The 25,482-nt window shown below is 34.4% G+C and carries 19 protein-coding genes; 3 read left to right on the plus strand and 16 right to left on the minus strand.

Annotated features, from left to right (window positions below):
* Positions 1 to 35: 35 nt before the first annotated feature.
* The 8 genes from H6X70_RS02080 to H6X70_RS02115 all read right to left on the minus strand — a co-directional run bounded on the left by H6X70_RS02080 (position 36) and on the right by H6X70_RS02115 (position 6,617).
* Complete coding sequence (locus H6X70_RS02080; protein ID WP_194766021.1) at positions 36 to 1,064, minus strand: endonuclease/exonuclease/phosphatase family protein; 1,029 nt, start codon at positions 1,062 to 1,064, stop codon at positions 36 to 38.
* A gap of 4 nt (positions 1,065 to 1,068) precedes the next feature.
* A complete protein-coding gene (locus H6X70_RS02085) occupies positions 1,069 to 1,917 on the minus strand; it encodes a rhomboid family protein (RefSeq protein ID WP_194766022.1) in 849 nt (282 codons plus the stop codon).
* Complete coding sequence (locus tag H6X70_RS02090) at positions 1,917 to 2,666, minus strand: rhomboid family intramembrane serine protease (RefSeq protein ID WP_194766023.1); 750 nt, start codon at positions 2,664 to 2,666, stop codon at positions 1,917 to 1,919. The genes H6X70_RS02085 and H6X70_RS02090 overlap by 1 nt, the downstream gene beginning before the upstream one ends.
* 85 nt (positions 2,667 to 2,751) lie before the next feature.
* Positions 2,752 to 4,617, minus strand: a complete 1,866-nt coding sequence (mutL, locus tag H6X70_RS02095) for a DNA mismatch repair endonuclease MutL (RefSeq protein ID WP_194766024.1) — start codon at positions 4,615 to 4,617, stop codon at positions 2,752 to 2,754.
* A 3-nt stretch (positions 4,618 to 4,620) separates the two neighbouring features.
* A complete protein-coding gene (locus H6X70_RS02100) occupies positions 4,621 to 4,911 on the minus strand; it encodes a riboflavin synthase subunit beta (protein ID WP_194766025.1) in 291 nt (96 codons plus the stop codon).
* 10 nt (positions 4,912 to 4,921) lie between these two features.
* Entirely contained in the window at positions 4,922 to 5,152 is a 231-nt protein-coding gene (locus H6X70_RS02105; RefSeq protein ID WP_194766026.1) for a hypothetical protein, read from the minus strand.
* A 197-nt stretch (positions 5,153 to 5,349) separates the two neighbouring features.
* The gene (gene ribH, locus H6X70_RS02110; RefSeq protein WP_194766027.1) at positions 5,350 to 5,835 is read right to left on the minus strand and encodes a 6,7-dimethyl-8-ribityllumazine synthase; all 486 of its coding nucleotides are present in this window, start codon (positions 5,833 to 5,835) and stop codon (positions 5,350 to 5,352) included.
* An 11-nt stretch (positions 5,836 to 5,846) separates the two neighbouring features.
* Entirely contained in the window at positions 5,847 to 6,617 is a 771-nt protein-coding gene (locus tag H6X70_RS02115) for a tetratricopeptide repeat protein (RefSeq protein WP_194766028.1), read from the minus strand.
* Positions 6,618 to 6,754: 137 nt separating this feature from the next.
* Between H6X70_RS02115 and recF the strand changes: the two genes are divergently transcribed.
* The 3 genes from recF to H6X70_RS02130 all read left to right on the plus strand — a co-directional run bounded on the left by recF (position 6,755) and on the right by H6X70_RS02130 (position 8,423).
* A complete protein-coding gene (gene recF / locus H6X70_RS02120) occupies positions 6,755 to 7,834 on the plus strand; it encodes a DNA replication/repair protein RecF (protein WP_194766029.1) in 1,080 nt (359 codons plus the stop codon).
* A 2-nt stretch (positions 7,835 to 7,836) separates the two neighbouring features.
* Complete coding sequence (locus H6X70_RS02125) at positions 7,837 to 8,133, plus strand: DUF721 domain-containing protein (RefSeq protein WP_194766030.1); 297 nt, start codon at positions 7,837 to 7,839, stop codon at positions 8,131 to 8,133.
* 98 nt (positions 8,134 to 8,231) lie between these two features.
* Positions 8,232 to 8,423 carry a cold-shock protein gene (locus tag H6X70_RS02130; RefSeq protein WP_027137048.1) on the plus strand — a complete coding sequence of 64 codons (192 nt, stop codon included), beginning with the start codon at positions 8,232 to 8,234 and terminating at the stop codon, positions 8,421 to 8,423.
* 375 nt (positions 8,424 to 8,798) lie between these two features.
* Here H6X70_RS02130 and H6X70_RS02135 read toward each other — a convergent pair whose 3' ends face one another.
* The 8 genes from H6X70_RS02135 to H6X70_RS02170 all read right to left on the minus strand — a co-directional run bounded on the left by H6X70_RS02135 (position 8,799) and on the right by H6X70_RS02170 (position 25,268).
* Complete coding sequence (locus H6X70_RS02135; protein ID WP_194766031.1) at positions 8,799 to 10,832, minus strand: T9SS type A sorting domain-containing protein; 2,034 nt, start codon at positions 10,830 to 10,832, stop codon at positions 8,799 to 8,801.
* A 115-nt stretch (positions 10,833 to 10,947) separates the two neighbouring features.
* Positions 10,948 to 12,960 carry a hypothetical protein gene (locus H6X70_RS02140; protein WP_194766032.1) on the minus strand — a complete coding sequence of 671 codons (2,013 nt, stop codon included), beginning with the start codon at positions 12,958 to 12,960 and terminating at the stop codon, positions 10,948 to 10,950.
* 18 nt (positions 12,961 to 12,978) lie between these two features.
* Complete coding sequence (locus tag H6X70_RS02145) at positions 12,979 to 14,193, minus strand: T9SS type A sorting domain-containing protein (protein ID WP_194766033.1); 1,215 nt, start codon at positions 14,191 to 14,193, stop codon at positions 12,979 to 12,981.
* Positions 14,194 to 14,213: 20 nt separating this feature from the next.
* Positions 14,214 to 16,457, minus strand: coding sequence for a beta-glucosidase BglX (bglX, locus tag H6X70_RS02150; RefSeq protein ID WP_194766034.1), 2,244 nt, complete (start codon positions 16,455 to 16,457; stop codon positions 14,214 to 14,216).
* 4 nt (positions 16,458 to 16,461) lie between these two features.
* Positions 16,462 to 17,808 carry a glucoamylase family protein gene (locus H6X70_RS02155; protein ID WP_194766035.1) on the minus strand — a complete coding sequence of 449 codons (1,347 nt, stop codon included), beginning with the start codon at positions 17,806 to 17,808 and terminating at the stop codon, positions 16,462 to 16,464.
* Positions 17,809 to 17,848: 40 nt separating this feature from the next.
* Positions 17,849 to 19,288, minus strand: a complete 1,440-nt coding sequence (locus tag H6X70_RS02160) for a RagB/SusD family nutrient uptake outer membrane protein (RefSeq protein ID WP_194766036.1) — start codon at positions 19,286 to 19,288, stop codon at positions 17,849 to 17,851.
* Between the two features lie 9 nt (positions 19,289 to 19,297).
* Complete coding sequence (locus H6X70_RS02165) at positions 19,298 to 22,249, minus strand: SusC/RagA family TonB-linked outer membrane protein (protein WP_194766037.1); 2,952 nt, start codon at positions 22,247 to 22,249, stop codon at positions 19,298 to 19,300.
* A gap of 271 nt (positions 22,250 to 22,520) precedes the next feature.
* On the minus strand, positions 22,521 to 25,268 hold the full coding sequence (locus H6X70_RS02170) for a LuxR C-terminal-related transcriptional regulator (RefSeq protein ID WP_194766038.1): 2,748 nt from the start codon (positions 25,266 to 25,268) through the stop codon (positions 22,521 to 22,523).
* Between the last annotated feature and the right edge of the window lie 214 nt (positions 25,269 to 25,482).

Consider the following 25,482-nt stretch of genomic DNA (forward strand, 5'->3'; position numbering starts at 1 on the left):
GAGACTGTGACTGTGACTGTGACTGTGACTAAAACCTACTCCTCCAAACTCAAAGTCGCCATAATGGGGAAGTGATCGGAATAATGCACATCGTAGTTCTTGAAATCATTAACTTTAAAACGTTTATCGGATAAAATAAAATCGATGCGCACAGGAAAGAATTGAAAATCATAACTACGACCAAAACCCGTTCCAGCTTCATCAAACGTATCATTTAAATCGCCTTTAATAGTTCTGTAAACATAAGAGAAGGCCGTATTATTAAAATCACCACTCACAATCACTTTGTATTTGCAAGCATTTTTATGCTTTATAAACAATTCTGCTTGGGTTTGCTGCATTTTAAAAGTAGTACCAATTCGTTTTAAAAGGCGTTCAGAATTTTCCTTTTTTAAACTTTCAACTTGGGTATTAATATGCAGGGATTCCAAATGAATATTATACACTCGAACAGTATCTTTTCCTGTTACAATATCGGCAAAAACGGCATTGTTTGAGGTCTTAGGAAAATCTAAAGACCCTGAATTAATTATAGGAAATTTAGAAAAAATAGCCTGACCATGTAAAAGCTTCTTGCCTTCAATTTTCTTGAAATTGTATTTATAAAATGAAAAATCTAAATGTTCATGCGGATGGTATTCCTGAATACAAATAATGTCTGGCGATTCTTTTTTAATAAAATCGATAATATTTTTCTCGGTATCTTTTTCTGGAATCCAATTGTACAAATCGAAAAGGCGCACGTTATAATTCATCACCTTAATGCTTTTTGCTCCTGCTTCAAGGGCTGTTGAAGATGAAAAACGGTATAAAGAACCATATAGAAAATAACCAATAAGAAGTACAACTACCGACAGCCAGCACTGTTTTTTAAGCTTTATAAGCCAATATAAAACAAAAATGAAGTTAATGCCTATTAGAAATGAAACGCCTAGATTAACAACAGATAAAACAGCAAATGTTTTAGGAGGTAAATAAGGTAGTACGAATGAAAATAAAAGCAATACCGCAAAAATCAAATTAATGATGTAGATGATTTTATTTATAAAGCTTAAGTTATTCATCTTATTATTTTCCTGCCCTGAACAAAAATTCTTTTTCTTCAGCCGTTAAACTTTCATAACCACTTTTACTAATTTTATCTAAAATAACATCGATTTGCTTCTGATTATTAAAGGCATTAAAATCAGATTTTGTATAACCGCCAACCTTGCTTTTATTCTTGTGAACCGTTTTTAAAGGCCCTTTTTTTGAAGCCTTAAACAGTCCTGATAATTTACCAACAAGTCCTTCAAAACCCTTACCGATATCCTGTCCTTTATGAAGTTGTTTCGCGTAAACATAACCTAAAATGGCACCACCTAAATGCGCTAAATTCCCACCAGCATTTAATCCGAATAACCCCATAACATCTAAAACCACAATAAAAGCACCAACGTACCATAGTTTTATATTAAAGGTAAAAAATCGAATGTCTTGATGAGGCATATACGCACAAAGGAAGATTAGCAAGGCTCTTACGGCTGCCGAAGCCCCTAACAATCTAGAGTTTCCTGTAAACACTGTAGGCAATAAATTGTAACTCAACAAAAAAAGCAAACCACCAGAAATAGCCCCTAGAAAATAAACATTAAGTGCCATTTTTGCGCTAAACAAGTTTAAAAACATGCGTCCTAAAAAATACAACCAAAGCATATTAAATAGAATGTGCATGAAATCGTAATGCAAAAAAGCATAGGTTATAATGGACCAAGGGTTTGAAATAAACCCGGAGAAACTACTAGGCAGTTCCAGCCAACCCAAATAAGGTTTTAAAACAAAAGACAGCACAAAAACAACCACGTTTACGGCTATTATTTTCTCTAACACATTTAGGTTAGACAATTTGGCTTTTATGTCTTGAGTAAGTGTATCCATCAATACCAACGGTTTTGATTAAATTGATTTTTCTTCCAATACCACATAATAAAAAAGCCTGTTAAAGCACCACCAACGTGTGCCATATAAGCCGTGTTACTTGGACTAAAGAATGATTGCCCTGTTAAACCTGAAACCAAATCTAAAATAATAATTCCTGGAATAAAATATTTTGCTTTTATAGGAATTGGTAAAAAAATCATCATCAATTTCGCTTCAGGATTCATCATCCCAAAAGCAGCTAAAATCCCCATAATACAGCCAGAGGCTCCAACCATACTCGCATTATATGCCGGGAAAATGTGTTTTAGTAATTCAAGTTGTGCAGGCGTAATACCACTGCCAACTTGATTTGTTACCAACGCATGTTTAATGGTTTCGGCAGATAATCCAGATTCTAATAAAGCATTATAGTTAGGGATGTATTGAAAATAATAGAAACCAACCTGTAATAATACAGCTCCTAAACCTGCAGATATATAAATAAAAAGAAATTTCTTCGATCCTAAGGCTTGTTCTACTGGCGTTCCAAACATCCAAAGGGCAAACATATTAAACAAAATATGTGTTACGCCGCCATGCATAAACATGTGGGTAATGATTTGCCAAGGCTTGAAAGCATCGTTTTTCGGGAAATACATCGCGAACCATTCGTAAAACAAATTACCATTTCCTATTGCAACGGTTCCCACATACATAAGCACATTAATGATTATTAAGTGTTTAACCGTTTCTGATACTCGCATCATATTTTAAAATCTTATTTTAATAAAACTTATTGTTGTTATTAAAGTGAGTACTTCAAAACTACAACCAATATTTTTTATTCTGATATTATATAAACTTTTTATCTAACTCGTCGACACTCATGGTTACAAAAGTAACTCGGTTTGCAGGCGACACATTAGGTTCCTTACACGCAAATAACTTATTTACCAAATGCTCTTGTTCGTCTTTTTGCAAAGATTGTCCCGTTTTAATGGCTAGACTTTTAGCCATGGACTTGGCTAATAAATCAGTCGCACTAAAATTACTATCTGGCACTTCATTTTCCACATCGCTAATAAGCTGTTCTAAAATGATAGATACTTCGCTTTCTGGCACACCAACAGGAACGCCTGTAATTTCAACCAACTCTTCTGCTATTTCTAAAAACACAAAACCTGTATGCTCTAAATCAGCCTTTAATTGTTCGATAATAACAATATCTTGGGGTGAAAAGTGCAGTTGCAATGGAAATAATAATTGCTGACTCACCCCTTCTCTGGTGGTCATGTTTTTTAAAAATTCTTCATACAAAACCCGTTGATGCGCTCTGTATTGATCGATAATAAGCATACCCGATTTAATGGTGCTTACTATATATTTATTATGAATTTGATAAGTAGTATGCGATTGTTCAACTTGATTATCTTCATCAAAAATAGACAAGGTTTGTTCTTCACTTTCAAATTCTACTTCGCCAAAATCGTCTTGAGATACATTGCCTTTAGACTCTAATCCTACATACAAACTCTCCCAACTAGAACTTGAATTCCCTGAATTTCCCGAGGATTTATAAGCGGTTGTTTGTTTAACAGAACTAGCCGTTTCGTTAAAAGGGTTAAAAGCTCTATCGACTTCCACTTTTGGAAAACTTGGTGTGTTTTCTTTATAATTGTATGGTGTATCTAAATTAGGATCGCGCTCAAAATCTAGCACAGGCGCAATATTAAATTGCCCCAAACTGTGCTTTACTGCAGCTCTTAAAATGGCATACAGTGTATGTTCATCATCAAACTTAATTTCTGTTTTTGTTGGATGAATATTGATATCGATAGTTTGCGGGTCGACGGTTAAATTCAAGAAATAACTCGCATGCATGCCTGTTTTTAGCAAGCCATCAAAAGCTGAAGCTATGGCGTGATTAAGATAAGCACTTTTTATAAAGCGATTATTTACGAAAAAAAACTGCTCGCCTCGGGTCTTTTTAGCAAACTCAGGCTTGCCAACAAAACCTGAAATATGAAGCACCTCTGTATCTTCTTCAACAGGTACTAATTTTTCATTGGTTTTATTTCCGAAGACATTTACAATACGCTGGCGGTAATTGGTAATGGGCAGATTAAAAGATTCGCTACCGTTATTATACAGCGCAAAACTAATGCTTGGATGCGCTAAAGCTACACGATGAAATTCGTCTATAACGTGACGTAGTTCCACCGTATCCGATTTTAAAAAGTTGCGTCTTGCCGGAATATTAAAAAATAAATTTTTAACCGAAACCGAAGTCCCTGTTGGGGTAACTACCACATCTTGAGAAACAATGGTACTGCCTTCAATCACTATCGCATTGCCAACATCGTCACTCGCTTGTTTGGTTTTTAATTCTACATGCGCAATGGCTGCTATACTTGCTAAAGCCTCGCCACGAAACCCTTTAGTGTTTAGTTGAAATAAATCTTCGGCGCTTTTAATTTTTGAAGTGGCATGACGCTCAAAACTTAATCGTGCATCGGTTGTACTCATGCCTTTACCATTGTCAATTACTTGAACAAGGGTTTTTCCAGCATTTTTAATAATAAGTTTTATCGTATCTGCACCAGCATCGATGGCATTTTCAAGAAGTTCCTTGACTACCGAAGCCGGGCGTTGTACAACTTCTCCTGCTGCAATTTGATTAGCAACATGATCGGGTAAAAGCTGTATAATGTCTGCCATAAATTATTTTGAAAAGAAAATAGATAAATCGAAATCGATGATGAATAAAAACACCAAAATAAGCACTGCTATAATGATAATAAGGCGTTTGTTAACTTCCTTATCACGATTGTTTTTTAAATCGTCAAGCGCATCAACAAACTTACCTTTTAAACCTTTGTTGTCGCCAACGGTTTTTCGATAATCATCAAACTTGTGTTTAATTTCAAACGGACTCCCATCCTCCCCTTTATTATCATAATAACGCGGGGTGTAGCTAAATTTTTTATTCTTACGTGTCTTTAAAATTCCCATGGGCTTTAGTTTAGAGGTATTTCTTTTCTAACAGATACATAGCGATCAATAATAATACCAAGATTAAGACTAATATTTTCATGGACATGGCCCCACGAACACGAGGTTGTTTTCCACTATTCTGGCGCCACTTCGATACAAAATCGCGTTCGCGACCGCCTTCTTCTAAAGACGCATCGGTTTGCTTCTCCTTAGAAAATCGTGGTTGATAATTAAAAGTTTTATGTTTACGTTGATTCAACAAAATCTAATGCCGTTAGCTCTCAAAAGTACTTAAAAATAGGCAGAAATTAGGAATAGGAATGCTAAAAATTGTTAACACTCCAGCAAATATTTAGACTAAAAAGCTGAAGCTAAACCGTATAAAAAACCAACAGGCTATGATGAGTACAAAGGATTTTAAAAGCAGATTTAAAATCCTGTTTTTACAGCTTAAAACTATGCGTTTCTACGCAATTCGGCCATTTTAATAGCAGCAATAGCCGCTTCGGTACCTTTGTTACCGTGAATACCACCAGAACGCTCTATAGATTGTTGCATGTTATTATCGGTTAGTACGCAGAAAATAACAGGTGTTTCGTGTAAAACATTCAAATCTTTGATGCCTTGGGTAACGCCTTCGCAAACAAAATCGAAATGCTTAGTTTCACCTTGAATCACGCTTCCTATAGCAATAACAGCACTTACCATTTGCTCTTGCATTTTCTTGCAACCGTAAATTAGCTCGAAACTCCCTGGAACATCCCAACGCACAATGTTTTCAGGTAGTACACCATTATCGATTAATGCATCGTAAGCGCCTTTGTAAAGACCTTCGGTAATGGTATCGTTCCATTCTGAAACAACAATCCCAAACCGAAATTTAGTCGCGTTTGGGATTGTTGTTTTATCGTAATCTGATAAGTTTTTATTTGCCGTAGCCATAAAATAGCAATTTATTTATTCGCTAAAACCTGTGCTTTTCCAATAAACACATCTACTTGATTAGCTTCTGCAGAATTTGAATAATCGTTTTTTATTCTTTTAAAATAATCTAACGCTTTACTTGGCTTCCCTAAATCTAAAGCAATAGTTCCCGCTTTAAATAAATACATTGGAGTTGTATAAGCATTATCACGCATATTAGCAGCTTCTTCGTAATATCCTAAAGCATCTTCTTTTTGGTTTAATTGCACAAAAGCATCACCAATATTTCCTTTAGCTAAAGGTGCTAATATTTCGTCGTCGCTTTTAAAGTCACTTAAATAAGCTACTGCATTTTTATAATCTTTCAATCTTAAATAAGCAGTTCCTGCATAATAGTTTGCCAAATTAGCAGAAGGTGTTCCGCTATATTCTTCAATAATATCTAGCATTCCAAATTTTCCTTCACCACCATTTAATGCTAAATTGTATAAAGAATCTTTTTTCACACCTGTTACAGCTTGATCAAAATATTTCTGAGCTTGAAACATATCGTTCATAGCTGCTGTTTGTTTTGGTTTAGATATAAATTCTTTATACCCTAAAGATCCTAAAACAATTACAGCAACAAGACCAATAATAATAAAGATATACTTTTGGTTTTTTGCTACAAAGTCTTCCGTTTTAGAAGCAGTTTCATCTAAAGTATTAAATACTTCTGCAGTTGTAGATTCTTCCTCTATATTGGTTTGCTTCTCTTCCTTTGTTTTTGGTTTGTAACCTCTTTTATTATAAGTTGCCATGTGTTCCTTCTAAATTAATATCGCGCAAAAATATAATTTTTCTTCATAACTAAAAGGGTATTTATTTGATATTTTTCAATAATTTGCACATCTTTTTATCAGTTAAGCTTCAAAAGCGCTCGTAAGTTGCCATTTATATGATTTTAAAATCCCTTTCACTTCTTAATTATAAAAATTTTGACAGCAAATCATTCGTTTTCAACGATAAGATTAACTGCATTGTGGGAAATAATGGCATTGGAAAAACAAATGTGCTCGATGCGATTTACCATTTATCCTTCGGAAAAAGCTATTTCAACCCCATAGCTTCTCAAAATATTAAGCACGATGAAGACTTTTTTGTAATTAACGGCGATTATAATAAAGAAGATAAAACCGAAAAAATTGTTATTAGCCTAAAACGCGGGCAAAAAAAAGTGATTAAGCGAAATGGCAAAGTGTACGATAAATTTAGCGAACACATTGGTTTTTTACCATTGGTTATTATTTCGCCTGCCGATAGAGATTTAATTATTGAAGGCAGCGATACGCGCCGAAAATTTATTGACAGTGTGATTTCGCAAAGCGATAAAACCTACCTCAACCTATTAATAAGTTACAATAAAACGCTAGCACAGCGTAACGCCCTATTAAAATATTTTGCATTAAACCACACCTTTAACAAAGACACTTTAGAGGTTTACAACGAACAACTAACCGAATTTGGTACCCAAATTTTTGAAAAGCGCGATGCCTTTTTAAATACATTTATCCCAATTTTTAAATCCCGATACGAAGCCATTAGCAACGGAAATGAATTGGTCGATTTGGTTTATAGCAGCCAATTATTTGAAGGCAATTTAAATACCTTGTTAAAAACGGCTATTAATAAGGACAAAGCCTTACATTATACCACCGTGGGTATTCATAAAGACGACTTAAATTTTAACATAGATGCGCATCCTATTAAAAAGTTTGGAAGTCAAGGCCAACAAAAATCCTTTTTAATTGCTTTAAAATTGGCGCAGTTCGATTTTATAAAAGCACAAAGCGGCGTAAACCCCATCTTATTATTAGATGATATTTTTGATAAACTAGACGAGCAACGTGTGTCGCAAATCATTAAATTAGTAGACGACGAAAATTTCGGTCAGTTATTTATTAGCGATACCCATGCTGAAAGAACCGAAAATGCAGTAAAACAAGTGCATCAATCTTATGAAATTTTTAAATTATAATCATGGCAAAACGTAATAACGAACATCTTAGCATCTCCGATGCGCTTAAAGAATTTGTAGAAACCAATAAGCTTGAAAAAGGTTTAGACAAGGTAAATGTTGCCGATGCCTGGGCAAAACTTATGGGAAATGGCGTTAACAATTACACAACCTCTATAAACCTAGATCGCGAAACCCTTTATGTACAGTTAAGTTCCAGCGTTTTACGTGAAGAATTAAGTTACGGAAAACAAAAAATAATCAACATGCTTAATGAAGATCTTGGGAAAGAAATTATTAAAAAATTGATTTTAAGATAATTATAAAACTGAATTAATTGTAAATAATTTCACAAAACCATACCTCGTACAATTATTTATATTATCTTTGAGACTTAATTTATTATAATACAAATAAAATGAGTAAAGGTACCGTAAAATTTTTCAACGATTCTAAAGGATTTGGTTTCATCGTTGAAGATGACAACAACAAAGAACATTTCGTACACATTTCAGGACTTATCGATGAAATTCGTGAAGGTGATGTTGTAGAATTCGATCTTCAAGAAGGAAGAAAAGGATTAAACGCCGTAAACGTAAAAGTAGTCTAACAATATACTATTTAACAATTACAAGTAAGAGCCTATCATTTTTGATAGGCTTTTTTTGTGCTTCTATTTTTCGAGGCCGAGATGTAAAATCTTAATCCAGACACTTTGTTCTCGTCTGCGCTCAAACACCCTTTAGAACGATTTAATCTTACCTATTTCTAGAATAGCTTTAATTTTAGAATAATTACAAAGTTAATCCTGATTAAACATCGCTTTTAATCGTGCTTACAATTTCAAACAAAAAAAATCCGCAACAACACGGTTACGGACTTTTCAAACAAACTACTAACTGCTAATAATCAATTCAACAGACCCTAAACTAAACAAAAAAGGTAAAGACCTATTTTTTATATAAATAAGCCGTCTGTTAATTTTTTACTTCACTACTACAAATTTTTTCATGATCACTTTAGTATTCGTTTTTAGATGAATAAAATAAATGCCATCTGCTAAATCTTCGATATTTAACTTTTCATTTATGTCCCCAGCGGCATTATAATATTTAGAAAAAGACCGAATCTTTAAGCCTTGTGTATTGTATATATCAAAAGCTACAGCAGCTTTCTTTTCGACATAAAAACTGATTTGAACAGCCTTAGAAGCAGGGTTTGGACTTAATCTAAAACCATTAAGGTCTTTACTCGAATCTAATGCAGCTTCCTTAAGCGTTGCCGATTTATTTGCGATTGTCGACCTGTAAACACGCATTTCTGCAATATTCCCCCAACCATTATTAGGTGATAGATAACGAACGTATCTAGCCGAAACACCATTTACACTCCCACTTGTAATGTAATAATTTTGAAAACTTAAATTGGCATCAGATGGAATGGTATAGATCGTTCTTGGGTTGCTAAAGTTGGCATTATCGCTTATTTGAAACTTACCGCCACGCATTCTATTAGGAAAACCACTTCGTGGTCTAAAACGAATACAGGTTACATTTTGATAACTCCCTAAATCCAAACCAACCCATTGATTATTGCCACTTGGTGCATCAAAATAAGTATTGTTATTACTATCAAACGCTTTAAATTTTGTGGAAGTTCCGTCCCAAGATCCAGACGAACCTAAAACAGTACCATAAATTGAATTTACACTTACTGTACAAGAGCTCGCTCTATAAAAGCTTTGAACAGGATAATCATAATCATTATTATCTGTAAAAAATGAAATTCCAAATTTATCGGCCGCTAAACCATATAACATGGTTGAATAATCGATGCCCTGAATTTGGTCTGAATTCCAATTAACTTCATCTAAACTATAGCGCCATAATAATTTATCTCCAGAACTTAACGTGTAAATTCCTTTAGTTCCTGATAACATTTGCTGTAAATCGGTTTTAGCACTTGATCGTACTGGCATATACCCAGCTACAATTTGAGGTGAAACCACACGTGCCTTATGGTTATTTATATGATCGGCATTATAACCATAATCGGTATAAGTCACTCCGTTAAATACAGCTGGTGAGTTTCCAGCGCCTAAACCCCACTCATAACTATTTAAATTCGGGTAGTCGCCTGCTATTTTTTCATAATAAAGCTTATCTGCCGATGCCATATTAGTCATGTAGCTTTTATACAGCATACTATTATGCGCCCATGAGGTTAAATAATAAGGGAATTGAATGGTAAAATCTGACTGAAATGCGTTAACATCATTATAATCGGCTAAGAGTTGATATCCCCAATAATTGGCATGTGCAAAATTATTTAATTGCTTCCATACATTCCATGCCGTAGTTCCAACTCCACCCGTACTACCTTCAGATTTCATGGCTAAATGCGCCACAATCATGTATTCATTAAAAGGTAATGCCGATGTGCCTTGGCCGTTACCATTAGCATCAAGCTCTCTCCAAATTGCACCTGTAGAGGGATTATTTATAGCAGCACCCCAATCTACAGACAAAAATATTTCATCTGCATAAGCTGAAACCTCAGCATCATTAAAGTATTTTTTTGCAAATAAAGCACCAGCTGCAAGTAGTGCCGTATCAATTGTACTGTATTCTGAGTTCCAAGCTCGATTACCTGTATCAACATCAAGGAAATGCCTGTAATAGCCTTTGCTATTTCGATCTGGATTAAAACCAGAATTATACCCCAAAATAGTTCGTAGCGTTTGTACAGCTAAATCTTTTGCATAAGTTATATACCCTGCTCGATCTGCTACACACAATGAGATTAGACCAACACCCGTATTCGCTACCGAACACGGATGATAATCTGTACCATTAATTATTTTGGAATCAAGGTAAACACCATTATACTGCCTTTGTGCATCATAAAGTTTATAGGTGTTTTCTAAAAGTTGATCTGTTGTAATTTGGGCTGATGCCTCAAAAAAATAAAATTGAATAAATAATAAAAATATGAATCTGAATAAATATGATTTTTTCATGATATTTTTGAATTAAATTAAAATTTAACTTTTCCCTTCTAAGGCATCTTCACACTGCTTACTTTTTCACTTTAACTTTTTATTTTTTTTTAATCGTTATGTATTAATCTGAAAACTATTCAAATCTTAAATTATCTATATAATAAGTGTCGGCTGTCGTACCATCAGTTTGTCCAGCATTAAAGAAAACAATTAGCTTATCGTTTCCTGCTCCTATAGCAGCACTAAAATCGAAACTATATTCCACCCACTCATTAGTCATCGTAATGTCTGCAAAAACCTCCAACGGCGTACCACCTTCTAACTTTGCTAAAACAGGCACAGCTTGACTAGACAGAATCTTTATTTTGAAGGTACTATTCGTGCTTAAATCGAATGCACCATTTAAATTGATGAACAAGTGATCGTAAGGTTCCGTACCGTTATCGATAAACTCACCAACGTTAGAACTTCTATTTTCACAATCGATATTTGGATTTTGCACTGTTGGTGCTGCGTTAATTAATGGGTCGTTACCTAGCAGATAATTTTGCTGACAATCAAAATCATTAATAATACTTAAATCTTGAGTAACACCTGTGCAATCTTCAACGATTTGAGCGCAATCATTAACATCAAAACGAAGGTCATCAATATAATAAACATCGGTTGCTGTTCCATTGGTCTGTCCTGCATTAAAAAACAATACTAGTTTGTCGTTTCCTGCACCAATAGCTGGAGAAAAATCGAAGGTATACTCTACCCATTCACTAGTTGCTGTAATATTGGCAAAAACTTCTAAAGGGGTTCCTCCTTCTAATTTCGCTAAAATAGGCGCTGTGTTAGACGCGTAAACTTTCATTTTAAATTCAGACTTAACAGTAAGATCAATAGGCGCACCTAAATCGATTAAAACACTATCGTAAGGCTGTGTTCCATCATCGGTATATTCTCCAACAAAACTACTAGAATTTATACCACTTTTATCGATATTTTCGACTACTGGAATTACTGTTGGATCGGCGCCAAGCATATAATTTTGCTGACATTCGAAATCTGAAATGATTGATAAATCTTCTGGAACACCCACACACGGATCTACATAAGCTTCAAATTTAAGGTCATCTATAAAATAAACGTCCGCCTCGGTTCCTGTAGCATTTCCTGCATTAAAAAATATAATTAGCTTATCGTTACCGTTATTTATAGCTTCAGAAAAGTTAAACGAATATTCTACCCATTGGTTAATATTTGTAATAGGCATGTTTAGTTCAATTGGTGTTGTACCACCTTCTAATTTTACTAAAATTGGCCCAGCAACCGTTGCATACACTTTCATTTTAAACAATGATTTTTCAGAAAGATCGATAGCTGAATCAAAGTTTATTTCTAAATTATCATATGGTTCTGTACCATTATCAACATATCTACCAACATGTGCACTTTGGTTTATTCCAGACATGTATGGATTGTCTACAACTGGAGCACTTGTTTGCGTTGGGTCTTGACCTAAAAAGTAGTTTTGCTGACAATCAAAATCATTGATTATAGATAAATTTGGCTCTACCCCTTCACAAGGATCAATTGTTTCATCAAATTTAATATCATCAATTAGATAAACATCGTTACCGCTATTTTCAATTCCATTGTTGAATACCAAATCAAATTTTGTAAAATGCTCTTCACGATAATCTACCAAATCCAATTCATACTCCACCCAAGTTTCGTTACCAGTGATTATAATATCAAAATTTAAATCGCTGCTAGATCCTCCCTTTAATTGAATTTGTAATGTTCCGGTGGTTTTTGTTTTTACCTTGAATTTAAATAAAGCATTGGTAGTAAGATCTAAGCCATTATCAAAATTAATAGTTAATGCATCAGTCGCACTAGCGCCATCAATATACTCGCCTACAAACCTAGAGGTATTTACACCAGTTTCGCTTGGGTTTCTAATAACAGAAACACCACTAATCTCTATGTTTGATTGGCATTCAAAATCTGTAACAACAAACGGGTTTACAGTTACGTTGTCTGACTCGCATCTTTCATAACTAATTAAATCATAAGTTTTTAAATCTCTTTCACAGGTGTAAAAAAGACTAAAAACTAATATTAAAAAGGCTACTCTATATAGTGGTGTTTTCATTATTAAATGTTTTAATTATTATTGTTTAATAAACTTAATAACCGCGTTTGAGGTGGCAGTATGAAGTCTTATAAAATAGATTCCAGAGTTTAAATGATTTATAGAAATCGCTTTAGATATCGCATTTGAGTGGTTTGATGCCACCTCTGTACCAAGTGTATTGAAAATTTGATAACTCTCAATTTTTCCTGACGACGCAATGTTTATAACATCGTTTGCTGGATTTGGGTATAGGCTTAATTTTTCGTTTGAAGGCACTTCTGGAGTTGATAAAGTGGCACTTTCAAATCTTAAATCATCAATGTAATAGATGTCTGTTGGTGTTCCAGATTCAACCGCAACATTAAAAAACAATACCACCTTAGTATTCCCATTTCCTGCTGAAGCACTAAAATCGAAAACAAATTCTTGCCATGTATTTACCAAACTAAAATCTGAATAAATCTCTTGTTGGGTACCGCCTTCTAGTTTCGCTAATATTTGCACTGAAGTTGGTGAGTAAAATTTAAGTTTCAACTGTGTATTAACAGATAAATCTATGGCTGCTCCATAATCTACGGTTAAAGCATCAAAACCTGCTGTACCATTATCGGTGTACTCGCCAATGTTAGCACTTGTATTTATACCTCCAGATACAGAATTAGCAACAGACACTAAGGCTCCAGTTATAGGATGCGATGGCAAATCACACTCAAAATCTGTTATTATTGGATCTGTACACATGGTTGGCGGTGCATCAAAAAGTAAATCATCGATATAATAAATATCTGTTGGTGTTCCAGTAGTAACCGTAGGATTGAAAAACAATACTACTTTTGTATTCCCATCTGCTGCATAGGCACTAAAATCAAAAACAATTTCTTGCCATGTATCTACGGCACTAAAATCAGAATATAAATCTGGAGTTGCTGTACCACCTTCTAACTTTGCCATAATTTGAACTGAGCTGGATGAATAGAATTTTATCTTAAACAAACCGTTTGTTGATAAATCTATTGGGGTTCCGTAATCTATAATCAGTGCATCAAACCCAGCTGTACCATCATCGGTGTATTCACCTACGTTAGCACTTGTATTTATACCTCCTGATACAGGATTGGCTACAGTAATTAAAGCGCCAGTTACAGGATGCGATGGCCCTGAGCATTCAAAATCTGTGATTACAGGATCTGCACATTGTGCAAAGCTTAAATAAGCTGATAAACTAAAAATAAATAGTAATGAATTTTTCATATTAGTTGGTTTAGGGTTAATTATTTATAAGTGAAGCTACTTGTAAAATTAGCATCCGAGCTCCCTGCTACAAAAAGATCGTAGTCTCCTGTTTCGTTAGCAAATTCTAGTTTATTGTTATAGAATTTTAAATCTTCAGATGTAATGGTGAATTCCACAGTAGTTGATGCTCCTTTTTCTAAAGTTATTTTTTTGAAGCCTTTAAGTTCCTTAACAGGTCTTGTTACACTTCCAAAACGGTCTTTTATATACAATTGCACCACTTCTTCTCCTGCTACATTTCCTGTATTTGTTACTGTAGTTTTTACAGTAATAGATCCGTTATTTGATAGCGTATTACTTGAAAGTTGCGGTTCTCCATATTCAAATGTGGTATAACTTAACCCATAACCAAAAGGAAATAAAGGAGAGTTTTCAACATCTATATATTTAGACACATAACGTGAGTGTGCGCCCTCTAAATCCTCAGGTCTCCCAGTTCTTTTCATATTATAATGAATAGGCACTTGCCCCACATTTCTTGGAAATGTTACAGTTAATTTTCCTGAAGGATTGTAATCGCCATAAAGCACATCGGTAACCGCATGACCACCATCAGTTCCTGGGAACCAAGCTTCAACAATAGCATCAACAGTTTGGTTTTCGTAGGTTAGATTTAATGGTCTTCCGTTATAAAGCACCAATACAATAGGTGTGCCTGTTTTTTTAATTTCTGCGATAAGTTGTTGCTGTAAACCTGGTAATTTTAAGTCGGTTCGGCTTGCAGCTTCACCACTCATTCTTTCTGATTCGCCCATAACCATAACTACAACATCTGAAGTTTTAGCGATTTTGATGGCTTCATTAAAGTTTGCTGTGTCACCACCTTCAATATCGCAACCTTTTGCGTAGCTGAATGCTTTATTTTGAGCCTCAAAACCTTCTTTTACGCTTACTGCAATACCATCGCGATCACCTTTTGCTGCCCAATTCCCGATAATATGAAATTGATCGTCGGCTAAAGGCCCAATTAAAGCTACTTTTTTAGAAGCATCTAATGGCAATACATTATTTTCATTTTTCAGTAAAACAATCGATTTTCTTGCAGCTTCTCTAGAAACTTCTAAATGGTCTTTATGAAGAATAATATTAGCCTCATCAGCTTCATTACAGTATTTATAAGGATCTTCAAAAAGTCCTAATTTAAATTTCAACCTTAAAATATCTCTTACCGCTTCATCAAGTCTTGAAATTTTGATTTTGTTTTCTTCTATCGAAGCTTTCATGTGGTTTTTGTAAACACCGCCTTGCATATCCATGTCTACCCCAGCATTCATCGCTAATTCGCCAGCGTGTTTTAAGTCTTCCGCAAAACCATGAGGTACCATTTCATTAATAGACGTATAATCGGTAACTACAAAACCATTAAATTTCCACTCATCCCTTAAAATATCTTTAAGCAAAAAGCTATTTCCGGTAGCAGGTACGCCATTTAATTCGTTAAAAGCCGTCATAAATGTAGCCACATCGGCATCTATAGCTGCTTTAAATGGTGGTAAATACACTTCTTTAAGCGTGTTTAAAGACATATCAACCGTATGATAATCACGACCCGCTTGGGCAGCACCATAAGCTGCATAATGTTTAGCACAAGCTAAAACGGTATGTTTATCTGCTAAATTTTTGCCTTGAAACCCTTCAACTCTTGCTTTGGCGATTAAGCTTCCTAAATAGGTATCTTCGCCTGCACCTTCAGCAATTCTACCCCATCTTGGGTCTCTTGAAATATCTACCATTGGCGCAAATGTCCAATGCAATCCTTCGGCAGCAGCTTCTTTTGCAGCAATACTAGCTGTTTTTTTCATAAGCTCTAAATCCCAGCTAGACGCCTCTCCCATTGGAATTGGGAAAATGGTTTTATACCCATGAATAACATCGTATCCAAAAATTAAAGGAATACCTAATCGGGTTTCTTCTACAGCTATTTTTTGAAGTTTTCTTGTAAAAGCCGAACCAGTGGCATTAAAAATGGCTCCCATTTGTCCATTTTTAAGATAGGTTGTATAATTTTTATCTAAAACAGGCCCTGTAATATCTTCTATACTAGAATATAAAACGGTTTGTCCTATTTTTTCATCAACAGTCATTAAAGCAATAATCGAATCGATTTTTTGTTCGATAATGTCGTCACTCTTAACTACCGATGTTTTAGTGTTTGCATTATTACAGCTAAAAAACAAGGCGCTTAATAAGGCTGTAAAGATATATATATTACTATTTTTCATAAACTTAATATGTAAATCCTAAAACATCCAAACCATTTTTAACATCCTGATCTTTCATAAAAAGATCCCAAAGTAATTGGCTTCTATAATTTTCAATCATGGCAACAATTGGCCCTTGATCTATAGCTAAATAACTATCGTCAAACCAGTTACGATCTTCAGAAAAGGCATCATAAAAACCGTATTTACCCCAAAGTCTGTCGTTAAGTTTATAGTAGAAATATTCTAAAGCTTTTTTAGATTCTTCTGGTGTGTACGGGAATGAAGACAATGCAGCTGTTGGCGTAATTACCCCGATATCATTTAAAGGATCATGCACAGCATAACCGTTAAAATCGTTACTAGCAGTTAACCCCCAACTGTCTCCGCCGTAGCCAATAAAGTCTTTTGGGTTGTTTCTACAGTATTCGTAATTAATTTTTGAATGTGCTTTATTTTGCTCAAAATAATTAGCGTATTGATCGTTTAGATTACGAGGATCTAAGCCAATAAACGAATAATGAGAATAAAATAACGGACCTCCAAAATCGACTCCTAAAGGTAAAGTAGTCCCCACATAGGTATTATTATTCACCATTTGACCATTTCTTGCCCAGCCATTATCGTAAGTTTCTTTAGTAATTGGAAATGTTGGCGATCCTGCTGCTAAAACGTAAACCATTAACGATTCATTCCAACCTTGAATTTTTAAATCTATAGCAAACCCATTATCAGGCGACCAATGCCAGGTCATTTCATTTTGACCTCTTTCAAAGAAACTCCATTCTATATTTTCGTAAATCGTTGTAATTCTGCTTATAAGCGACGCTTCTTTAGCAGCTTCAACAGACAAATATTGCCTATTAATAAGTAATCCTTCCATTAAGAAAGCGGTTTCAACAAGATCGGCACCGTTATCTAAATCGCTAAACGGTCTGGTTACTCCTGTATCGCCAAAATACCAGTGTGAAAACACGCCGTGATATTTTTCGCAACCTTCTAAAAAAGTAAGTATTTTATCTAATCGGTTTATGGCTTGATCACGAGTTATCCAACCACGTTCTACGGCAGCAGGAAAACATGCGATTCCAAAACCAGAACCTCCAGTTGTTACGATTCTAGGGGCTTCACCACCAAGTGCAGCGTCTCTAGAGGTTTCTCTAGCCAAACCACTAACTGGTTCTGCAAAATCCCAGAAATAATTAAATGTACGTTGTTGTACTAAATCTAATAACTCTTCAAAAGGAATTGTTTTTACGCTAGGCTCTTCTATAAAACCAACATCAGCTGGCGGTGCCTCTATATCTTTATTTGTGCAATTACTGGTTATCAAAAGGGTAATCAATAAAATGATTGGATTTATAATGCTCATTATTTTTGAATTAAGGATCATACGTTAAAGTTCTTTTCAATTAATAATTTGGGTTTTGTACTAGAGCTCCACCACTAATATCGATTTGCTCTTGCGGAATTGGGAACACTTCATGCTTACCTTGAACAAAAGGAATCCCTTTTGAATTAAGCACTTCTGAAGCTCGACCTTGTCTTACTAAGTCGAAATATCTATCGTGCTCAAAAGCCAATTCTAAACGTCTTTCTTCCCAAATAGCTAAAGTACTTAAGTCTGTTGCAGCAGTAAGTCCTGCTCTTAATCGTACAGCATTTAAAGGCGTTGCCACATCGCCACCCAAAATAGATTTAGCTTCGGCATTCATTAGTAATACTTCTGCGTAACGCAGTATTCTAATGTTCTTTCCTGTTTGTTCTGATTCTGTTAATATGCTTGAATATGCTTTTTGATTATACCTTGGATTTGGTGCATTGATGTCGATAACACGACCATCGAATAAAGTTTCGCCAGCAAACATAATGGTAGCATCTTTTCTTTGATCGTTAGGACTGTAAGCCTTTTCCAAATCTTCAGAGGGTGTATTGAAACCCCAGCCCCAGCCGCCTTCGCCACGAGCGCCTTGAATGGTACTGTATTTATCTACCCCAGCAGCAGGTTCGTTACCTCTGGCTTGAATTTCGAATATGGACTCGATATTATTTTCTGAAATTTCTTTCCAGATGTCTTCGTAATTTGGTGTTAAACCGTATTCGTTGGATTGCATAACCGCCTCAGTTAATGCTAATACATCATCCCATTTAGACTGATACATGCTCACCTTTGCCAATAAAGTTTGGGCTGCACCTTTAGTTGCTCTTCCTAACTGAGCTGCAGGATATTCGCTTTTTAACGGCAAAGCATCGATAGCAAATAGTAAATCTTCTTCAATAAAAAGGTAACAGGCTTCTTTTGTTTTTCTTGATAAAATATCTTCATTAATATCCTCTACCGAAGTCACTTCCGATATTAATGGTACGCCACCAAAAGTTTGCACTAACCTAAAGTACATCAATCCTCTTAAAAATCGAGCTTCACCTAAAAGACGTGTTTGTAAGTTGGCATCCATTTCAAATTTTGGAATTCTACTAATGGCCTGATTCGCACGTTGAATACCATCATAATGCCCGCGCCATACTTCTGCTGCAGATAAAAGTGTTGGTGTAATTGTTAAAGCATCTAATAAATCTTTATCTGCTCCTGTATCACTAGGAATACTGCCTTTATCTGCATCGTCTGAAGCGATACTGGTTAATCCTGTCCAACCAAATGAGCTCATTTCCCAGCTTAAAAAGCTATTATAAATTGCGTTTACTAACTCTGGCGCACTATCTGGAGTTAACGCATCTTCGGTTTCCTGATTAGAGTCTACGTCTATAAAATTTTCTGAACAAGACTGTAAGCCTAATAAAGACAGCACTGTAACTAAAGAAATCTTTTTGATTCTATTAAGTATTGTTTTCATAGTTATTTTTTAAAATGATGTGTTTAATCCAATGTAAAATGATCTAAGTGTTGGGTAAGCATCAAGCTCTATCCCTGCATTCCCTAATGGATCTCCCGACAATTCAGGAGAGAAGCCTGTGAATTTTTGAAAAACAAATGGGTTTTTAGCCGTTGCATAAATACGCACCGTATTAAAAAAGCTATTGTTTTTCATAGGAATGGTGTAACCTGCAGTAATATTATTTATTCTAAAAAAGTCGCCATCCTCTAAATAATACGTTGAAGATAAAGGCACATTATTAAAGGCTCTTGGCGTTGTATTACTTGGTCTTCCGGTTGTGTAACGGCTATTAAAATTTAAAAGTTCAATATTTTCATTTCCAAAACGCTGGGCTTTTTTTCCGTTATAAACTTTGTTTCCAACGTTTGCAAAGGTTTCTACGCCAAAATCAAATTGTTTATACTGAATTCCTAAATTAAACCCTCCAAAAAACTTTGGTAAATACGAGCCGAAATACGCTCTATCACTTTCATCTATAACACCATCATCATTTAAATCTTTGTAAACAAAATCTCCTTGATCATCTATGCCTTCAATATCGTATAAGTAAAAGCTACCTAAAGGTTGACCTACAGCTACCTTTTTAGTATACTGCCCGTTATTAATAAAGCCCCCTAATTGTTCGCTAAAAAATGGGTTGGTCACTTTGGTGATTTTATTTTCATTGTAAGAAACATTGAACCCAACATTGTATTTAAAATCTTCTCCAATATTGTCTTTCCAATTTAAAGCGAATTCAATCCCTTTATTTTCAATTTCACCAACGTGAGAATTAAAAGGATCGAAACCAATAATATCTGGCAATTCAATTTGTAAAGTCGCATTGGTGTTTAATCGTCTATAAAAATCCAACTCACCAGAAAGTCTGTAATTTAAAAGCGTAAACTCTAAACCTAAATCAAACTCGTTTGTGGTCTCCCAGGTTAAGTCTTCTTGAATTGTTCCTGTAATTGTAATCCCTTGCTGTAAATCTTGATTTTGGCCGAATGGATAAAACCCTGCACTTCCTGTAGTGGCTGCAAGAACATTTAATGGTACATTTTGATTTCCTAACTCACCATAACTCGCTCTTAGCTTTAAAATATTGAAGATGCTGTTTGCCATAAACTTCTCTTCAGTAACTACCCAACCAGCACTTACTGCATAAAAGTTTCCAAATTGTTGTCCTTTTTGGAATTTACTAGACCCATCTCTTCTAAAAGAACCTCCTAGTAAATACTTGTCTTTATAATCGTAATTAACTCTGGCGATATAAGAATATAAGCGATCTACTACGCTTAAAGCTCCTGAGTTAAGTTGCGTATCATCTTCATCACCAGTATTTAAATTAAAATTTAAATTTGGATCTAAAGGCACGTTATTTCTGGTAGCCGAAAGGAGTTCGCTACGATTTTCTTCAGAAGTAATACCTAAAGTTGCATTAAGTGTATGCTTTTCATTAAAGGTCTTCTTATACGTGAAATAATTATCAAGAAACCATCTGTAGGTGTTTGTATGTGTTACCGTAAGACGTGTTTTAGCAGGATTTTCTGAATCACCTTCAAAACTACTTTCTGTATTAAAAGGGTTTTGAGCCAAGAAATTCCCTAAGCGATCTCTAAAAGCATAAAACCTACCATATTCCGTTTCTATAGAAAAACGAGAGGTAAAAGTTAAGTCTTCAATAATTTCATAGTCCAATTTAAAAGCTCCTTGAATTTTGAAGAATTTATTTTTATCTTTTTTAAACTCGTTTCCAGCATCTACGGCTGGATTGGCTACACTATTAAGTGAGGTTGAAGACCCGTAAGCTCCATTTTCATCTCTTACAGGAATAATTGGCGCTTGTTTATAAGCCGATGTAAAAAGGCCGTAATTTTGTGGACTTCCTGAAGCCAATTGCACCCCTACATTATGTGAAAAATCAATTTTATCACTAATTTTATAATCAACATTACTTCTAAGGGTTAATCTATTAAACTCATCGTTTAATAAAACACCACGCTCCTCATTAAAACCTGCACTAAAAAAGGCCTTTACGTTATCGGAACCTCCAGAGGCAGAAAGATTGTAGTTTGACACTAAACCTTGTTGAGTTATTTCATCTAACCAATTGGTGTCGTATTTTTGATTTGTTGGTATAAATCCAAAAGTACTATCATCATTGGTTGGGTCGTTATCTGTTAAGTAATCGCGTCTTAATGCTTCATTACTATAAGTTACATATTGCGAAGCATTGGCCATTTCAACACGGCTTAATATATCACGAAACCCTGTGTAGGTATCAAAATTAAGCACCATTTTACCACTCTTTCCCTTTTTTGTAGTAACCATAACCACACCATTGGCACCTCTATTTCCATAGATTGCAAGTGAAGCGGCATCTTTAAGAACGTTTAAAGATTCTATATCTGCAGAATTAATGTTGTTAATATTATCGGTTAAAACCCCATCTACAACATACAAAGGATCGCGACCACCTTGTACAGTACCTAAACCTCTAATAATAACCGTTGATGCTTGTCCGGGCGCATCGGATGCCATAACCAAAACACCAGACGCTTTACCTTGCAAAGCTTGCGCTGCATTTAAAACAGGTTCTTTAGCTAAATCTTCGCCTTTTACTTGAGAAACAGCACTAGTTAAAATAGCCTTTTTCTGTGTACCGTACCCTACAACTACAACTTCACTTAAGGCGCTAACGTCTTCTTTTAGTTTAATTATAAATTTGGTTTTGTCACCAACAGGAATGGTTTGTTTAATGTAGCCCAAATAACTTATTGTGATTACATCTCCAGGATATACCTCTAAAGTAAATCCGCCATCAAAATCTGTTTGGGTGCCTTTTTGTCTTGAATCAATGGTGACATTTGCACCAGGAAGTGGGATATCATATTCGTCTGTAACTTTTCCAGAAACGCTGTTTTGCGCAAAGATCATCTGGGATGTTATTAAGAATATAAAGCAAGTTAAAATTTGGTTTTTAAAATACATAAGTCATTATTCTAGTTTTGTAAATACTCATTTAGTTTATCGTTGAAACAAATTTACAGGATTAAGCAAAGTCTCAAGTTCAATATTAAAGATGTAGATACACAAAAAACAAAAAATCCTGATTAACAGTGTTTTAAAAAACAAATTAACTCAAAAATTAACAAAATGATGTAGTGATGATGAGGCAGAAAAAGGCTTTAAAAACAAGAATATCGTACTAAAACCCTCTTAAAAATTCGATAAAAGTAATTTCAGCATCTAAATTTAGCTTTTTTCTCAATCGATAACGTTGTAGCTCAACACTTCTAACGGTAATCCCTAATAAAGGAGCAATTTCCTTAGAAGTGAGCCCTACTTTTATATAGGCACATAGCTTACGATCTTTTGTAGTTAGCTTAGGAAATGCTTTAGAAAGGTTCTTAAAAAAGTCTTCATTAAGCTCGTTAAATTTAGATTCGAAGATGTGCCAATCATTTTTACTGTCTAATTGCTCTCCTGAACGATGCAAAATATTTTTGGTTCTTGTCACATTTGGAGACACTTTTTCAAGACGCTTTAACTCATTACGAAGCAAAATTATAGTCTCATTTTTTTTAACTATTGAAGCCGTTCTATTTGTAAGTTCTTTTTTTCTTGTTTTTATTTCATTGATTAAGTTATTTTTCTCAACCAATTGAAGTTTTTTTTCAGCTTCTGCTTTTAAGCGCTTTTGAGTTTTTAGATGTGCTTTTTCTGCTTTATGTTTTTGGTAGCGTCCTGCTAAATACATCCCCAATAAAACCAACATGAGATAAAAAACCACCATTAAAGTACTTAAATACCATGGTGGCAATATTTTAATTTCAAAATGTGTTTTTCTTGAAGGCTGTTTTTTTTCAAAAATAGTTAGATTATAATCACCTGCTGGTAAATTTTGAATCGTAAAAACACCGTTTACAATAGCTTCTTCTTGATTAACCCTTCCTTTTAATTGATATTGAAGTGCATTCTCATAATGCCCTGGAGTATACACATCAAAAGTGACCAATTGTGCTTGTTCATGATTGAGTTCTATGGAATTATTTTTTGAAATTTGAAACAACTCCCTATTAACATATATTTTAGCGACTTTAGGTTGTGATGTTTTATATTGGATGTCCTTTTTCAAATTTAAAGTGGAAAAACCATCTTTTAAATTGAAAATTAGAGTGGAATCATTCTTGTAAATTATTTTTTCGTACCCTGTTACAAATTTTGAAGTTAAATTTTTATTGAATAAAACATCTTTAATTTTAAACTCGCGATCATAATTAACAAGCCCCAATGTTTGATTGTCATACATCCAAAGCGAGCCGTTTTTCTCTCCGAGTAAGCTTTTATTTTTAAAATCAACAAATACTCCAAAAGATTGTGTGTTGTTAGAATACGTAAACCAGTTACCATTAATTACAAAATAGAGTTGGTTGTTTATAGGTTCTAGCTTTACTTTATTTTCTGAAATAACAGCATGATCACTTAAACTTTGAACATCATTTATTTTTAGATTACCACTATCAAAATCCACTTTAAAAAGCCCTTCATAATTTCCAGTTGCCCAAAGTGTGCTATCGTTTTGGAAAACGACCTTATCAATAGGCCCCTCCAAACCAGCCAGTGCAGAAATTGCAAACTGCTTTTTGTTTTCTTTTAAAACGGCAATACCTGAATAAGTAGAAATCAATAAATCTTTAGATCTGGGGATGGAATAATAATTATAAACACCACTAAAAGACCCCTCAATAGGCACTAAACGATTGGATTCTAAAACAAAAGCCCCTCGGTTATGCGCACACAATAATTTATTTTGATATTGAAATAAACTCCAACAATGTCCTTCAGAATTTGCAACCAGCGCCAGTTCGTTGTCAATAAAAGTATACACCCCTGTATTACTTGCCAAATAGTATGCGTTATTAAAAAATGCAACATCGTAAACAGCTCCTAAAGTTCCTGTTATATCATTAAAATAAGCATACTCACTTTTAATAGCTATTCTACTAACACCATCGTCTAGGGCTAACCATAAATTATTATCACTAAGCGCCATATCCAATACAGTGTTGTTTCTTAACCCCGAACGCTTATTAATAACCCGATATTCATCTTTAATAAAATTATAAATAACCACTCCATTTTTAACCGTACCAAAAGCAACTTGAGTCTCATCAATAAATGTTACCTTGTTAAGAGTGAAGTTTTTAAGCACTAAATTTATAGCCTCTGGTAGTTTTGAAACACTATCTGCTTTAACCAAATACCCTCCAGAATTTTGATCGAAAACAAACAACAAATCTTTAAAGGATGTTAAATGACTAACGGAAGACAAACTCCTTAATGCTTCGTATTGAAAATAAGGTTTTACTCCAGAATTAGTGACTTCTAACACCCCGCGATCTAAACTTCCAAATATTAGTTTGTTCTTGTAAACACTTATATTAGATACATTAAAATCGGTTGTAATATTCTTAATCTTAGTACCATCATAAGCGTAAATGGCTCCGAAAGACCTAAAAATGATAAGATCATTATATTTTATAATTTGCCAATATTCTTCACTGTCTTGAGGATTATTAACTTCAAATTTTGATTTTAAAGAATTGTATTTTAATTCCCCTAAAGCATCCTTTTTCCAATAGCCAAACTCTTCATAAGAACCTGTATAAATAATATCGCCATCACATAAAACCGATCGGATAATCATGTTTTTAGGCAATTGGTGCATCTCCCAAGTTTGCCCATTGTATGTAGACAATCCTGCATTATTAGCCACTGCTATAGAGGCTTCGAAATTTACATCGACACTCCAGTTTTGACTACTGCCAAAAGAATAATTAGTAATTTCTGGATATAAGGTTTGCGATTTTATCGTACCTGTAAAAACCAAACAAGCACAGAAAAAAATATACTTAAGAATTTTATATGTTTTTTGAGTTTTTGAGTTTTTCACTACGAAAAAGAAGAATAAATAGTCTTAATTTGAGTGTTAGTTATTTATAAATTAGAGCCTTTTATATTATTTCAGTGCTACGAATCTAACATAAATTTAAGAAAAGTGCTGCTTCAAAATTTTTATCGTTTGTAAAGTTAACCATTTTCATTTTAAAGCTAAATGTTTCGTGTAGATATAATGCTTCACCAACATTAATCACAAAAAAATCCGC

The sequence above is a fragment of the Tamlana sp. I1 genome (assembly GCF_015355625.1).
Classification (GTDB): Bacteria; Bacteroidota; Bacteroidia; order Flavobacteriales; family Flavobacteriaceae; genus Pseudotamlana.

Coding starts and splice junctions, on each gene's coding strand:
- recF (WP_194766029.1), top strand. CDS start 6,755: ATGATTTTAAAATCCCTTTCACTTCTTAATTATAAAAATTTTGACAGC.
- H6X70_RS02100 (WP_194766025.1), bottom strand. CDS start 4,911: ATGGGAATTTTAAAGACACGTAAGAATAAAAAATTTAGCTACACCCCG.
- H6X70_RS02160 (WP_194766036.1), bottom strand. CDS start 19,288: ATGAAAACAATACTTAATAGAATCAAAAAGATTTCTTTAGTTACAGTG.
- H6X70_RS02085 (WP_194766022.1), bottom strand. CDS start 1,917: ATGGATACACTTACTCAAGACATAAAAGCCAAATTGTCTAACCTAAAT.
- H6X70_RS02080 (WP_194766021.1), bottom strand. CDS start 1,064: ATGAATAACTTAAGCTTTATAAATAAAATCATCTACATCATTAATTTG.
- H6X70_RS02165 (WP_194766037.1), bottom strand. CDS start 22,249: ATGATCTTTGCGCAAAACAGCGTTTCTGGAAAAGTTACAGACGAATAT.
- H6X70_RS02155 (WP_194766035.1), bottom strand. CDS start 17,808: ATGAGCATTATAAATCCAATCATTTTATTGATTACCCTTTTGATAACC.
- H6X70_RS02125 (WP_194766030.1), top strand. CDS start 7,837: ATGGCAAAACGTAATAACGAACATCTTAGCATCTCCGATGCGCTTAAA.
- H6X70_RS02135 (WP_194766031.1), bottom strand. CDS start 10,832: ATGAAAAAATCATATTTATTCAGATTCATATTTTTATTATTTATTCAA.
- H6X70_RS02145 (WP_194766033.1), bottom strand. CDS start 14,193: ATGAAAAATTCATTACTATTTATTTTTAGTTTATCAGCTTATTTAAGC.
- H6X70_RS02140 (WP_194766032.1), bottom strand. CDS start 12,960: ATGAAAACACCACTATATAGAGTAGCCTTTTTAATATTAGTTTTTAGT.
- H6X70_RS02090 (WP_194766023.1), bottom strand. CDS start 2,666: ATGATGCGAGTATCAGAAACGGTTAAACACTTAATAATCATTAATGTG.
- H6X70_RS02115 (WP_194766028.1), bottom strand. CDS start 6,617: ATGGCAACTTATAATAAAAGAGGTTACAAACCAAAAACAAAGGAAGAG.
- H6X70_RS02130 (WP_027137048.1), top strand. CDS start 8,232: ATGAGTAAAGGTACCGTAAAATTTTTCAACGATTCTAAAGGATTTGGT.
- bglX (WP_194766034.1), bottom strand. CDS start 16,457: ATGAAAAATAGTAATATATATATCTTTACAGCCTTATTAAGCGCCTTG.
- ribH (WP_194766027.1), bottom strand. CDS start 5,835: ATGGCTACGGCAAATAAAAACTTATCAGATTACGATAAAACAACAATC.
- mutL (WP_194766024.1), bottom strand. CDS start 4,617: ATGGCAGACATTATACAGCTTTTACCCGATCATGTTGCTAATCAAATT.